Source organism: Tautonia plasticadhaerens (genome assembly GCF_007752535.1).
GTDB classification, from domain to species: domain Bacteria; phylum Planctomycetota; class Planctomycetia; order Isosphaerales; family Isosphaeraceae; genus Tautonia; species Tautonia plasticadhaerens.
The window spans coordinates 2,100,174-2,113,842 of record NZ_CP036426.1 but is presented as its reverse complement, the minus strand read 5'-3'; the positions used below and the strand labels follow the sequence as shown (position 1 = coordinate 2,113,842).

Sequence of the window (13,669 nt, the reverse complement as noted above, 5' to 3'; positions counted from 1 at the left end):
TCTTGTCGGGCCGGGGCCGGGCGGGGACAATAGGTCGACCGGCCGGTCCCCGACGCCGGCCCCCTCCCGGAGACGTCCCCCCGCCGACCCGGATCGCAGGCCGCATGATGAGCCACCCGATCGCCCCTCTGCTCCTCGCCCTCTGCTGCGGCCCCGTCGGCCCGGTCGACGACGAGCGGACGCCCCCCCCCCGGCCGATCGACGTCGTCTCCGCCCTGGAGTCGGCGGTGACCGACGCGATCGACTCGGCCCGGCCCTCGGTCGTGACGATCGACCGGATCAAGTCGGACGACGGCCGGACCCTGGCCGTGCGGGGCCGGGAGGACGCCCGGCCCCCCGGCAACCCCAACGGCGCGATCATCATCGACGGCGGCTTCGGCTTCCAGGTCGGCGGGCCCGAGAGCCCCGACTACCCGTCCTTCGACTTCGGATCGGGCGTGGTGGTGGGGGACGGTGGGCGGATCCTGACCGCCTATCACGTCGTGATCGGCGCCGCCCGACTCCTGATCCGGGCCCCGGGCCTGGAGCCGATCGAGGCGGAAATCCTCGCCGCCGACCCCCGGAGCGACCTCGCCGTGGTCGCCCCGGTCGCCCCCCTGGCCGAGATCCCCGGCGCCCCCGGCCTGAAGCCGATCGCCATCGGCGACGCCTCGGGCCTGCGGCCCGGCTCGTTCCTGGTGGCCCTGGGGAATGCGCACAACGCGTCGAGGGACGGCCAGGCCTCGGCCAGCTTCGGGATCCTCGCCAACACGGCCCGTCGGCTGGTCGCCCCGCCCCCCGAGGACTTCGGCGCGGCGTCCCCCAGGCAGTTGCAGCACTATTCCACCCTCTTCCAACTCGACTCGAAGCTGAACCTGGGGATGAGCGGCGGGGCGGTGGTGAATCTCCGGGGGGAACTCGTGGCGATCACGACCGCCTCGGCCAATGCCGTCGGCTACGACCCGAGGGCCGGTTACGCGATCCCGATGGACACGCTCGGCCTCCGCGTGCTCCGGTCGCTGATCGAGGGCGAGGAGGTGGAGTACGGCTTCCTCGGCATCCGGCTCCAGAATCCCTCGAACCTCGTCGACGAGGTCCAGCCCGGCACCCCGGCCGGCGAGGGCGGCCTGGTGCGGGGGGACGAGATCGTCGAGGTCAGCGGGCTGCCGATCACCGACTTCGACAGCCTGATCCGGGCGGTCAACGCCTCCCCGGTCGGCGAGCCAATCGGGCTGCTGATCCGCCGGGACGGCCGGTCGCTGGAGAAGGAGGTGACGCTCTCGAAGTTCCCGGTCGAGGGTGAGGTGATCGCCTCGAACCGGCCCGCACCGTGGCGAGGGGCCCGGGTCGATTACTCCAGCGTGGTCGGCCCCGGCCTGGATGCGTTGGAGGCGATGGCCCGCGGCGGCGTCGGCGTGCTCGAGGTCGTCCCGGGCTCGAGGGCCGAGGGGGCGGGCCTCCGGGCCGGCACGATCATCTCCAGCGTCGACGGCACTCCCGTCCGCACCCCCGGGGAGTTCCGGGAAGCCGCCGGGGGCCGGTCGGGCCGGCCCGTCCGGCTCGGCACCGACCGGGGGACGATCACCGTCCCCCCCGACACGCCGGCCGAAGGCGGCGACGCCATCGACGGCGACGGCGGCGACGGCGACGACATCGACGAGGCGGGCTGAGCGATTCGGCCCGACCCGGGCGGCCCCGATCCTCCCGGGCCGACGCTGCTCCCGAGGGCCGGCTTCGGGTATCCTGGTCTCATCCGTCGCCGCCGTCGGCGTCGACCCCGGCGGCGACTTCGGGGCTTGCGCGGCGTCGGTCGTCGCGCGACCGATCGATCCCCGCCCTCACCCGAATCCCGCCGGAACCGGCCCAGAGTCCCGATCCCGATGACCACCGACGAACTCCGCGAAGCGTACCTCGACTTCTTCGCCTCCAAGGGCTGCGAGCGGCGGGCCAGCGACGTGCTCGCCCCCCGGGACGACGAGACCGTCCTGTTCACCCCGGCCGGCATGAACCAGTTCAAGCGCGAGTTCATGGGCCTGGGCGACCCGAATTTCAGGCGCGCCACCACCTGCCAGAAGTGCATCCGGACCGGGGACATCGAGAACGTCGGCAAGACCGGCCGGCACATGACGTTCTTCGAGATGCTCGGCAACTTCTCCTTCGGCGACTACTTCAAGCGGGAGGCGATCCACTGGGCCTGGGAGTTCCTCACGAAGACCCTGAGGATCCCGGCCGACCGCCTGACGATCACCGTCTACCTCGACGACGACGAGGCGTATGACATCTGGCACAAGGAGGTGAAGATCCCGGCCGACCGGATCACCCGGATGGGCGAGGACGACAACTTCTGGCCCGCCGGCGCCCCCACCCACGGGCCGGACGGCGTCTGCGGCCCCTGCTCGGAGATCTTCTACCACTACGACGACGGCCGGGAGGTGGAGATCTGGAACCTCGTCTTCACCCAGTTCAACCGCGTCGGCCCCAATCAGCTCGAACCCCTGCCGAGCAAGAATATCGATACCGGCATGGGACTGGAACGCGCCGCCTCCTGCCTGCAGGGGGTGAAGACCAACTTCGAGATCGACATCTTCGTGCCGCTGGTGGGCGCGGTCGAGGACGTGCTCGGCAAGAAGTACGAGGCGGAGACGCTCGACGGCGTCCGCATCCGACGGGCCGCCGACCACGCCCGGGCCCTCACGTTCACGATCTTCGAGAACGTCCAGCCCGGCCCGAAGGAGCAGGGCTACGTCGTCCGCCGCCTGCTCCGACGCGCCGTGCTCGACGCCTACCTGATGGGCCGCCGGGAGCCCTACCTGTTCGAGCTGATCCCGGCGGTGGCCGAGGTGATGAAGCGGCCGTACCCGGAGCTGGTCGACAGCGTCCCCCGGATCCGGACCGTGGTGAAGGAGGAGGAGGAGCAGTTCTTCCGGGGGATCGAGACGGGCCTGAAGCTCTACAACGACACCGTCCGCAAGACCAAGGCGGCCGGCTCGGACGTGATCTCCGGCGTCGAGGCGTTCAAGCTGCATTCGACCTACGGCTTCCCGATTGAGATGACCGAGAGCCTCGCCGCCGAGCAGGACCTCTCGGTCGACCGGGGCGAATTCGAGGCCGAGCGCGACGAGCACGCGAAGACCTCCGGCCAGGATTCCGCCGCCGCCGTCTTCTCGACCGGCCCGCTGGACGCGTTGAAGCAGGAGCACCACGAGGGGAGCGTCTTCCTCGGCTACGAGGCGACCGAGGCCGAGGCCACCGTCATCGGCATCGTCGCCCAGAAGCGCCTGGTCGACCGGGAGACGGCCGGCAACGGCGACCCCGTCGCCCTGGTGCTCGACCGCTCCCCCTTCTACGGCGAGTCCGGCGGCCAGGTCGGCGACGTCGGCCTCATCGAGGGGGACGGCTTCCGCTTCCACGTCGAGGACACCCAGCGCGACCGGGGCTTCATCCTCCACGTCGGCCGGGTCGACGAGGGGACGGTCACGGTCAACGCCCGGGTGGTGGCGAGGGTCGACGCCGCACGCCGCGAGGCGATCCGCCGGGCGCACTCGGCCACGCACGTCCTGCACCACGCCCTGCACACGCACCTGGGCAAGCACGCCCAGCAGGCCGGGTCGAAGGTCGAGCCCGACCGACTCCGATTCGACTTCTCCAATCCCGAGGCCGTGGGCCGGGACCGGCTCCGGCTGATCGAGGAGACGGTCAACGACCGCATCCTCCTCGGCGAGCCGATCCGCTGGCGGACGATGCCGCTGGAGGAGGCCAGGCAGCTCGGGGCGATGGCCCTCTTCGGCGAGAAGTACCCGGAGGTGGTCCGCGTCGTCGAGATGGGCGAGTTCTCCCGGGAGCTCTGCGGCGGCACCCACCTGGAGAGCGTCGGCCGGATCGGCCTGTTCAAGGTCGTCGGCGAGGAGTCCGTCTCCGCCGGGACCCGCCGCGTGACGGCGTTGACCGGGCGGGCGGCCTACGACTACATCCGCCAGGAGGAAGACGCGCTGGGTGCCGTCGCCTCGGCGTTGAAGGTCCCCCCCCAGCAGGCCGCCGACCGGGTCGCCGCACTGCTCGACGAGGTCAAGGTCCTGAAGAAGCAGGCCGCCCAGCGTCGGGAGGCCCCGAAGGTCTCGGCCGACGAGTTGATGGGAGGGGCCCGGGAGGTCGGAGGGGCGAAGGTGGTGGCGGTCGCCGTCCCCGGCGTCCAGCCGGACGAGCTCCGGCAGCTCATCGACGTCGCCCGCCGCAAGGCCGAGACGGGCCTGGCCGCCCTGCTCATCACCGAGGCCGACGGCAAGGTCGTCCTCGCCGCGGGGCTGACGCCGGATCTCGTCGCTCGCGGTCTGCACGCGGGCAACTGGCTGAAACAGGTCGCCCCGGTGGTCGGCGGCGGGGGCGGCGGCAAGCCGGACTTCGCCCAGGCCGGCGGCAAGAAGCCCGACCAGATCCCCCAGGCGCTGGAGAAGGCGCTCCAGGTCGCCCGGGAGGCGCTTGAGGGCTGATCCTTTTCGATCGGGAGGACATCCGATGACGACCGTCAACACGCCGTCGCAGGCCGGCCCTCGGGAAGAGAAGAGTCTCTTCGACCCCGAAGGCTTCCCCTGGCTCGAGAACGGCGAGCGTATGGATCAGAAGACCTTCCACGAGCGTTACGAGAAGACGCCTCCCGGGTTCAAGGCGGAATTGATCGGGGGGATCGTCTACGTCATGAGCTCGCCCTTGAAGATTCGGCACGCCCGCTCCGACTTCAATCTGAGCGGGTTGATGTTCATCTACAGCGCCGCGACACCCGGGACCGAGGGGCAGACGAACGCCACGACGATCTTCGGCGAGGAGAGCGAGCCCCAACCGGATTCGGCCCTTCTCATCCGTGACGTATACGGTGGCCAGTCGCGAGACGGGGCCGATGACTACACCCACGGGGCCCCCGAGATGATCGTCGAGGTCGCCCTCAGCAGCCGGTCGACCGACCTGAACCAGAAGCTACGCGACTATGAGTCGGCGGGCGTCCGCGAATACATCGTCTAAGACCTTCGTGGAGGCCGTGTCCGCTGGTTCGACAATCAGGATGGGGGGTTCTTCCCCCTGGAGCCGGCCGAGGATGGCCTCTTCCGATCACGCGTCTTCCCCGGATTCTGGCTCGATCCTGCCGCGTTGTCCGCCAAGGACAAGGCGTCGTTAATCGCCGCCCTGAACCGGGGCCTCGCCAGCCCGGAGCACGCCGCCTTCGTCGAGGAACTGCGGCGGCGGAGGGACGAGCGGGCCCGGTCAGAGTCGCGAGAGCAGGGTGAATGACGACCCGGTCTTCACCGGCGGGTCGAGCCAGCGGACCTTGGGGATGACCCGGGGGACGTAGTCGGCGAGCCGGCCGGGGTCGAACCGCTCGATCCGGGAGAGGGCGTCGGTGATGGTCGGGTCTCCCGAGGCGTAAAGCTTCGCGAGGACCCGGGCGTCGTCGGTCATCAGGTCATCCTCGACGAGGACGCCGGTGTCGAAGGCGATCCGGAGCATCGCGGCGAATTCGTTGTAGATGTACGCCTCGGTCGGGCTCGCCCACCACTCCCGGTTCATCACCGCGAACAGGCCGGCGGCCTCCCGGGCGGCGGCGGCGTCGGTGAAGACGATCGTGCTCCCGACCACGTCGAGCTTCGCCAGGAGCCGGGAGACGACCTCGGGGGAGGAGACCCTGCAGGCGAGGCTGTCCCGGAAGAAATAGTCGAGCCGGTCGGCGCAGAGCCAGGGCAAGGGGCGTTCGAGCAGCGGGTAGACCGCGTCGTCGACGAATTGCTCCGGGCGATAGCCGAGCCGGCCGAGGGCGGCGACGACGTCGGGCCGATCGAGGAAGACCGACTTGATCGACTCGTGATGGTTTTGCTCGTCGGAGTCGTAGAGGAAGTCGACCGCGTGCGAGAAGGCCGTGTGCGAGAGGTCGTGGAGGAGGCCGGCGACCTGCTCTCGGCGGTCGGCGCCGAGGCGACGCAGCAGCAGGAAGACGCCCAGGCTGTGCTCGAACCGGGTCACCGCCTTGAACGGGAAGGCCAGCGCCGAGGGGCCGGCCTGGCGGACCCCCTTCAGGCGCTGGAACGTCGGGCAGGCGATCAGGGCCAGCAGGTCGGGGTCGTCGATCCGAGATTCCCCGTAGACCCGGTCCGTCCATTGCATCTCGCCCGGCCCTCGAACGCTCGCGTCGTCGGTGCTGATCCGCCCGGATGAAGTGTGCACGATGGATCGATGATCGTTCGTACCCTCCCCGATTTCAAGGCCGGCCCCCGACGGGACGTTTCGCCGGCCCCGGGGCTCGGCTAAGATGAAGCGATCGAGGGGCCTTCCCGACGCGGAGGGCCCTTCCCGGATCACATCGCATTTCGCCAGGGGAGAGTGACTCGTGAACGGCATCCGGCGGAGAAGCTTCGCCTGGGCGGCCCTGGCCGCGATCGGGGCGTTCGGGTCGGGCTGCGGCGGCGGCGGGGACGCGACCGGGGGCCCCGGATCGGCCGGCGGGACGCAACCGAGCGACCCGGACGGGCCGAAGCTCGTCTTCATCTCGAACACCAACTCCGACTGGTGGAGCGCCGTCGAGAAGGGGATGGAAGACGGCGGCTCGGAGTTCGGCGCCCAGGTCAGCCTGCGTCGCAACGACGGCCAGCCCCAGGGGCAGATCGACAAGCTCCGGGAGGTCCTCAGCATGCCCGACGTGCAGGGCGTGGCCGTCTCGGTGATCGAGGCCGACTCGCCCGGCGTCATCGACGCGATGAAGGAGCTCCGGGAGGCGGGCAAAGTCGTCATCACGATCGACTCGGACGTCGACCCCGAGTTCGCCGATGCGCGGCGGGCCTACATCGGCACGAACAACAGCGAGGCCGGCCGGGTGGCCGGCGAGACGCTCGCACTGCTCCGCCCCGAGGGGGGCAAGGCGGCCGTCTTCGTCGGGGTCGCCTCGGCGGCGAATGCCCGGGCCCGGGAGGGCGGCCTGCTCGAGGCGGCCGGCGAGGGCTTCGAGAAGACCCAGACCTGGGAGGACGGCGGGGATCACGCCAAGGCCCGGCAGAACGTCCAGAGCGCCATCTCCAAGACGCCGGACCTCGGCGCCCTGGTCGGCCTCTGGTCCTACAACGCCCCGGCGATCGCCGAGGAGGTGGCCAACTCTCCCCAGGTCCGGGACCGGGTGACGGTCGTCACCTTCGACCTCGACGAGGCGGCCCGGCCGCACATCGCCGGGGGGAACATCGACGCGAGCGTCTGCCAGAACCCCTACGAGATCGGCCGGATGGGCGTGCAATTGCTCACCGCCCTGATCGGGCAGGACGAGGCGACCGTCTCCGAGCTGCTACCCGACGGCGACACCCGGGAGATCGGCGTCCGGGTCATCGTCCCCGCCGCCGACTCGCCGGCTTCCAAGATGGCCGAGCGGGGTCAGGAGGTCCTGACGATCGACGAGATGAATTCCTGGCTGGAGAGCAAGGGCCTGCGATCCTCATGAGCGACGAACCGAAGCCATCCTCCCCGGCCTCCGGGCCGGGCATCGGGGCCTGGCTGCGGGGTTCGGAGGCGGGCCTGGCCGTGGCGATCGTCGCGGTGGTCGGGCTGATCTACGTCGTCGCCCCCGGGCCCAGCGCCATCTTCGAGCCCGGGGCGCCCCGGCCGTTCTTCTCCGGGTACAACCTGCAGACCCTCCTGCACCTGATGGCCCTCTACGGGGTCCTCTCGGTGGGGGTGGCGGTGGTGATCATCGCCGGGGGGATCGACCTGTCGATCGGCTCGATGGTCGCGCTCTCGGCGGTGGTGTCGGCCCGGCTGATGACCTCGTGGCTGCCGGGGATCGGCGAGGCGGGGGCCTGGACGACGGGCCTCCTCGTCATCGCCGCCGTCACGCTCCTGGGGTGGGTCGGACTGAATCTGCTCGGGGCACCCTGGGCGAGGGGGTTGATCTACGGGTCGATCCCCGCCGCGCTGATCGCCGCGGGGGTCGGCCTGGCGAACGGGCCGATGGACGCCGGCTCCTGGGTCGTGGCGGGCCTGGAGGCCTCGGCATTGATCCTCCTGGTGTTCGGCCTCCGCCGAGGCTCCGACGACCGGGCCGGGGCGACCCCCGCGGCGCTCGTCTGGGGGCTGGCGGCGGGCCTGCTGGCCGGCTGGGGGACCGGCGGCAGCGGGGCGGTGGCCACGGGGGCGTTGGTCGTCTCGGCCTCGGCCCTCGCCTTGCTGATCGGACTGGTGCTCCACCTCCGGAAGGCGGGGGTGGGCCTGGCCGTGCTGGTGGGGGCGGCGGTCGTCTGGGGGGTCACCTCGGCGGGGGGGGGTAGCTCGTCGGAGGTGCCGATCGGCGTGATCGTGGCCTCGGTGACGCTCTCGCTCCTGCTCGGCCTGGCGATCGGCTCGGGTCATGCGTTCCTGATCAACGAGTTCCGGCTGCCGCCGTTCATCGCCACGCTGGCCACGCTCGCGGGCCTCAGGAGCCTGGCGATCATCCTCAGCGACAACCGGAGCATCACCGTCTCGGACCGGACCTTCCGCGTCGTCGGCAGCGAGTACTGGGTGACGATCCCGCTGTTCCTGGCCGTCGCGTTGATCCTGAGCCTGATGATGGGCACGACGGTGCTGGGCCGACACCTCTTCGCCCTGGGGGGGAACGAGGCCGCGGCCCGGCTCAGCGGCCTGCCCACGAGGAGGCTCAAGACGGTCGCCTACGCGATCTCCGGCCTGCTGGCCGCGCTGGGCGGGGTCCTGTTCTTCGGCAACAGCGGATCGGCGACGCCGACGATGGGCTTCGCCTACGAGCTGTCGGCGATCACGGCGGCGGTGGTCGGCGGGTGTAGCCTGGCCGGGGGCGTGGGGTCGATCCGGGGGACGGTGCTCGGGCTGATCCTGATCCGGATCGTCATCAACGGCACCGGGCTGGTGGTCGAGGGGATCGACCCGAGCCAGATCGAGGGGCTGGTGCTGGGGGTGGTGGTCGTCCTGGCCGTCGGCTTCAACCAGCGGTTCCGCCTGCAACGCTGACCGGGCACGAGGGCGGTTCGTACCGATGCGGATCCGAGGCGTCTGGGGGTCGGTCCGGGCCTCCTGGGAGCGGACCCTGTTCCGGAGGCTGCTCCTCGGCGCCGGAGGGCTGGGCCTGGTCGTCGTCTGGGGGACGATCGGCTACGTCTGGATGGGCTGGACCTGGTCCGACGCCCTGTACATGGTCGTGATCACGATCTCGACGGTCGGATTCACCGAGGTCCGTCCCCTGACGACCCCGTCGGTCCGACTGCACACGATGATCGTCATCGGGTTGGGGACGGTGACGGTCGCCTACGTCATCGGGGCCTTCCTCTCGCTGTTCACCGAGGGGGAGCTGAAACGCATCCTGGGCAATCAGAACCTGAGGCGACGGCTCTTGAACCTGCAGGACCACGTCATCATCGTCGGCTTCGGCCGGATGGGGTCGCTCATCGCCGACGAGCTGGCCTCGACCGGCCGGCCGTTCGTGGTGATCGAGCGGGATCCGGCCCTGATCGCCGAGATCGAGCGGAAAGAAATCCCCTATGTCGTCGGCGACGCGTCCGAGGAGGAGGTGCTCATCGAGGCGGGCCTCGCCCGGGCCCATGCCCTGGTGACGGCCGTCTCCACCGATGCCGACAGCGTGTTCATCACCCTGACCGCCCGGCAACTCGCACCCGGGCTGACAGTGATCGCCCGGGCCGCGATGCCCTCTTCGGAGCGGAAGCTGAGGCAGGCGGGGGCGAACCACGTGATCCTGACCGCGGCGATCGGCGCCCGGAGGATCGCCTCGCTCCTGCATAACCCGAACACCGTGGAATTCGTCGAGCTGGTGACCAGGCAGTCCGAATTGGACCTGGAGATCCAGGAGGTCCCCGTCCGGGCGGGCGACGGGCTGGACGGCCGGAGCCTCCGGGACGCCGACATCGGCCGACGCACCGGGGTCATGGTCATCGCCATCAAGAGGGCGAGCGGCCCTGTGGAATTCCCCCCGCCGGGCGACGAGTCGCTCCGCCCCGGGGACGGCGTCATCCTGCTCGGACGCCGGGAACAGCTCCACCAGTTCCGGGCCGCCTTCTGCCCGGCGATGACGGGGGATTCGGGGGAGGACTGAATGACGAACGGCCCCACCCCACCCGAGGGGCGAGGGGGGCCGTCCGGTCGATGTTCGCTCGAGCGTCCGATCGTCGAGCCATGTCCGCCCGGCCGATCGATCGTAGGGTCGATCAGCGCTTGGAGAACTGGAAGCTGCGCCGGGCCTTCTTGTGTCCGTACTTCTTGCGCTCGACCATCCGGGCGTCCCGGGTCAGGAAGCCGTGCTCTCGGAGCTGGGCCTCGACGTCGGGCCGGAACTCGGACAGGGCACGGCCGAGGCCGAGCATGACGGCCCCGGCCTGGGCGTGCTTCCCGCTGCCGGAGACGTTGACGAACACGTCGATCCGGCCGGCCACGTCGGCGACGACCAGCGGGGCCCGGGCGTCGGAGCGCTCGGCCTCGGTGTTGAAGTACTCGTCGACGGGGTGGCCGTTGACGACGTACTGGCCGGAGCCCTCCTTGATGCGGACTCGGGCGACGGCCGTCTTGCGGCGGCCGGTGCCCCAGGTATAGGGATTGGTGACCGTGGCCATCGTCTCGGGGTTCCTCGGCGGCGCCGTCCCGGGGAATCCCCGGGACGCTTCGGGCCGTCTCTCAGTCCTGTTGGTTCAGTCCAGACGCGGTGTGCAGCGGGGCCGGGATTACTCGGCCTTCGGCTCCGGCGACTCGCCCTCGGGGTTGGCCGTCTCCTCCGCCTCGGCCTGCGTCTCGCCCGGCGGCAGGGCCGCGTCGGGAGACTGCTCGGAGGCCGGGGGGATCGAGGACGGGGCGGCGGTCGCCTCGGGGAGGGTCCCCTGGGCCTCGGCCTCCTGGGCCTTCGGCTTCGCCTTGCGGGCCCGGGGCTTGGCCGGAGCGGGCTCGGGGGCGAGCAGGATGCCGGAGGGGGTGGGGCGGCCGTCCTTGGGCTCCAGCGGGATGGGCTGCTGGGCCTGGTGGGGGTGCTGGGGGCCGACGTAGAGCTTGAGCTTGTCCATCATGTGCCGGCCCATCTTGGACTTCGGCATCATCCGGCGGATGGCCTCGTAGAGGATCCGGTCCGGGTGGCGCTGGAAGAGCTTCCAGGCGACCTCTTCCTTCTGGCCGCCCGGGTAGCCGCTGTAGCGCTGATAGACCACCTGCTCCCACTTCTTCCCGGTGAAGACGACCTTGTCGACGTTGGTGACGATGACGTAGTCACCGGTGTCGATGTGGGGGGTGTAGGTCGGGCGGTGCTTGCCCATCAGGATCGGGGCGATCTGCGAGGCCAGGCGACCGACGACCGCCTCGGTGGCGTCGATGACGTACCACTGGGGGGCCAGCTCGTTGGCCTTGGCCTGATAACACTTCGGTATCATGGTCGGGGAGACCCAAGTCGTCAGGTTCGCGTCACCGGACCGCGAGTCGAGGCCGGCATGGCAAAACGACCATCATACCGAGTTCTCCCGGGGATTCAAGCGGTTCGCGGGCGATGTCCCCGGCCGGATTCCGGGACCAGGGCCGGGTCGGTCGGTGCGGTGTCCTCGGGCATCCGGGGGCATCGGAAGGTGACGTGCCGTTCCCATTCGGCGCGGGGCTCGGGGAAATCCCGGCGGGTGTGGGTGCCCCGGGACTCCTCCCGGATGCTCGCCCCGGCGATGATCAGGTGGGCGACGGTGAGCATGTTCTGCAGCACCCAGCCGTCGGGGCCGTCGAAGACGTGATCGAGGACGTACCGGCACCAGAAGGCGACTTGCCGGGCGGCCTCGTCGAGACCACGGGCGTCCCGGGTGATGCCGACGTTGCGCCACATGAGGGCCCGGAGGGAGTTGCGGATGTCGGCCGGATCCAGCGGCTCCCGGGCCCGGCCGCCCTCGACGACGGCGATCGGCGGAACGTCGAGTAGCGGGGGGACGGGGTCGTCGAGGCGGCGGTTGATGTCCTCGGCCGCCCTGGCGCCGTAGACCAGGCCCTCCAGGAGGCTGTTCGAGGCCAGCCGATTCGCGCCGTGGAGCCCGGAACTGGTGACCTCGCCCGCGGCCCACAGGCCGGTCAGGTCGGTGCGGCCGTCGAGGTCGACCGAGACCCCCCCGATCATGTAGTGCGCCCCGGGGCGGACGGGGATCTGGTCCCTCGTGATGTCCAGGCCGAAGCCCCGGAGGAGCCCGTCGATGCTGGGGAACCGGGAACGGACGAGCCCGGGGTCGAGGTGCGAGAGGTCCAGGTAGACGCAGGGGTGCTGGGTCCTGGCCATCTGGGCGACGATGGCCCGGGAGACGTCGTCCCGGGGGGCGAGCTCGGCGTCGGGGTGCTCCTCGGGCATGAACCGGTGGCCGTTGCGGTCCCGGAGGTAGGCCCCTTCGCCCCGGATCGCCTCGGTGAGCAGGTGCCGGGACGAGCCGGCGATGTAGAGGACCGTCGGGTGGAACTGGATGAATTCCATGTCCCGCAGCTCGGCCCCGGCCCGATAGGCCAGCGCGTGGCCGTCGGCGGTGGCGATCGAGGGGTTGGTCGACTCCCTGTAGATCTGCCCCGCGCCCCCGGTGGCGAGCACCGTCGCCCTGGCCCAGATCAGCGAGGGCCCCCGTCGGCGGTCCCAGACGATCGCGCCTCGGCATCGGCCCTCGAACGTGAGCAGGTCGATCGTCAGGCTGTTCTGCCAGATCCGGACGTTGGGGCGGGACCGGACCTGCTCGATGACGGCCCGCATCACCTCCCGGCCGGTGGCGTCCCCCAGGGCGTGGACGATCCGGGCCCGCGAGTGGCCCCCCTCTCGGCCGAGCGCGACCTGGCCGTCGATCCGGTCGAACAGGGTGCCCCAGTCGACCAGCTCCGCGATCCGGGTCGGGGCCTCCCGGATGACCGTCTCGACCACGGCCGGGTCGCAGAGCCCCTTGCCGGCGGCCATCGTGTCGGCGACGTGGTCGTCGAAGCGGTCCTCGGGGTCGAGCACCGAGGCGATGCCCCCCTGGGCATAGGTGCTGTTGCTCTCCCGGATCTGGTCCTTGGTGACGACGAGCACCCGGGCCGTCGATTCGATTCCCAGCGCCGCCCGCAGGCCGGCCAGGCCGCCGCCGATGATCAGGACGTCGGCGAAGTGGTGCGGGAGATCCCGGGGGTCGAAGGGGATGAGGTGGCGCCGGGGGAGGTCGAGGGAGTCAAACATCTCGAGTTCGGTTCCGACGTCGTTGCGGGCGGGGGACGATGGGAGGATCGGAAGACCTCGGGGAGCGACACCGGGATCCCGACGACCGAGGGCGGCCCGACCGGATGGAGATCGCGTCGGAACCTCGGTGCTGGCCCCCGGATCGGGGGCAGGACATTCGGGGCGTCGTCGGCCGTCCCGGCCGGCCCCTCCCGTTCAGACCCAACCCTGCGAGGCGATCAGCAGCACGACGAGGGCGTACCACGCCGCGACGGCCACGAAGACCGGGCGCCGTCGGCCCGGCAGTTCGGCCGGCAGGATGGCGACGAGGGGGATCGTCGCGAGCCAGACCGCAGGGAGCACGACGACGCCTGCCCAGGTGACCGGGGGCGGCAGCAGGCCCGCCAATTTCAGGGGGATGACGGCCGAATACGCGAGGATCAGGGCCACGAGGCTCGACCGGACGGCGAACCGCCGCAGGAGGCTCCGGGGCGGGGCGGCGTCGAACGGGCCGGTCTCGATCATCGA

The 13,669-nt window shown here is 70.9% G+C and carries 11 protein-coding genes and 1 pseudogene; 7 read left to right on the top strand and 5 right to left on the bottom strand.

Annotated features, from left to right (window positions below; translation table 11 throughout):
* Positions 1-104 precede the first annotated feature (104 nt).
* From ElP_RS08145 to ElP_RS37725, 4 genes are all read left to right on the top strand, one after another.
* Positions 105-1,649: a S1C family serine protease gene (locus tag ElP_RS08145; RefSeq protein ID WP_145268207.1), complete on the top strand. Its 1,545-nt coding sequence runs from the start codon at positions 105-107 to the stop codon at positions 1,647-1,649.
* Between the two features lie 210 nt (positions 1,650-1,859).
* Complete coding sequence (gene alaS / locus ElP_RS08140) at positions 1,860-4,466, top strand: alanine--tRNA ligase (protein ID WP_145268205.1); 2,607 nt, start codon at positions 1,860-1,862, stop codon at positions 4,464-4,466.
* A gap of 25 nt (positions 4,467-4,491) precedes the next feature.
* Entirely contained in the window at positions 4,492-4,992 is a 501-nt protein-coding gene (locus ElP_RS08135) for a Uma2 family endonuclease (RefSeq protein WP_145268203.1), read from the top strand.
* 126 nt (positions 4,993-5,118) lie between these two features.
* On the top strand, positions 5,119-5,259 hold the full coding sequence (locus ElP_RS37725) for a hypothetical protein (RefSeq protein ID WP_197446811.1): 141 nt from the start codon (positions 5,119-5,121) through the stop codon (positions 5,257-5,259).
* On the opposite strand, the gene ElP_RS08130 is transcribed toward ElP_RS37725, so the two are convergent.
* Complete coding sequence (locus ElP_RS08130; RefSeq protein WP_145268201.1) at positions 5,233-6,126, bottom strand: HD domain-containing protein; 894 nt, start codon at positions 6,124-6,126, stop codon at positions 5,233-5,235. The two genes, ElP_RS37725 and ElP_RS08130, sit on opposite strands and share 27 nt — an antisense overlap.
* 223 nt (positions 6,127-6,349) lie before the next feature.
* On the opposite strand from ElP_RS08130, the gene ElP_RS08125 reads away from it, so the two are divergent.
* From ElP_RS08125 to ElP_RS08115, 3 genes are read left to right on the top strand one after another with little or no spacing between them, the layout of a single operon-like run.
* Positions 6,350-7,444, top strand: coding sequence for a substrate-binding domain-containing protein (locus ElP_RS08125; RefSeq protein ID WP_145268199.1), 1,095 nt, complete (start codon positions 6,350-6,352; stop codon positions 7,442-7,444).
* Entirely contained in the window at positions 7,441-8,964 is a 1,524-nt protein-coding gene (locus ElP_RS08120; RefSeq protein ID WP_231749563.1) for an ABC transporter permease, read from the top strand. The genes ElP_RS08125 and ElP_RS08120 overlap by 4 nt, the downstream gene beginning before the upstream one ends.
* A 25-nt stretch (positions 8,965-8,989) precedes the next feature.
* Positions 8,990-10,060: a potassium channel family protein gene (locus tag ElP_RS08115; protein WP_145268197.1), complete on the top strand. Its 1,071-nt coding sequence runs from the start codon at positions 8,990-8,992 to the stop codon at positions 10,058-10,060.
* Between the two features lie 112 nt (positions 10,061-10,172).
* Here ElP_RS08115 and rpsI read toward each other — a convergent pair whose 3' ends face one another.
* The 4 genes and pseudogenes from rpsI to ElP_RS08095 all read right to left on the bottom strand — a co-directional run bounded on the left by rpsI (position 10,173) and on the right by ElP_RS08095 (position 13,666).
* Complete coding sequence (gene rpsI, locus ElP_RS08110; protein WP_145268195.1) at positions 10,173-10,574, bottom strand: 30S ribosomal protein S9; 402 nt, start codon at positions 10,572-10,574, stop codon at positions 10,173-10,175.
* A gap of 372 nt (positions 10,575-10,946) precedes the next feature.
* Positions 10,947-11,375: pseudogene (gene rplM / locus ElP_RS41085) on the bottom strand (50S ribosomal protein L13); the annotation flags it as partial.
* A gap of 95 nt (positions 11,376-11,470) precedes the next feature.
* Entirely contained in the window at positions 11,471-13,162 is a 1,692-nt protein-coding gene (nadB, locus tag ElP_RS08100; protein WP_145268193.1) for an L-aspartate oxidase, read from the bottom strand.
* A gap of 195 nt (positions 13,163-13,357) precedes the next feature.
* On the bottom strand, positions 13,358-13,666 hold the full coding sequence (locus ElP_RS08095) for a hypothetical protein (RefSeq protein WP_145268191.1): 309 nt from the start codon (positions 13,664-13,666) through the stop codon (positions 13,358-13,360).
* Between the last annotated feature and the right edge of the window lie 3 nt (positions 13,667-13,669).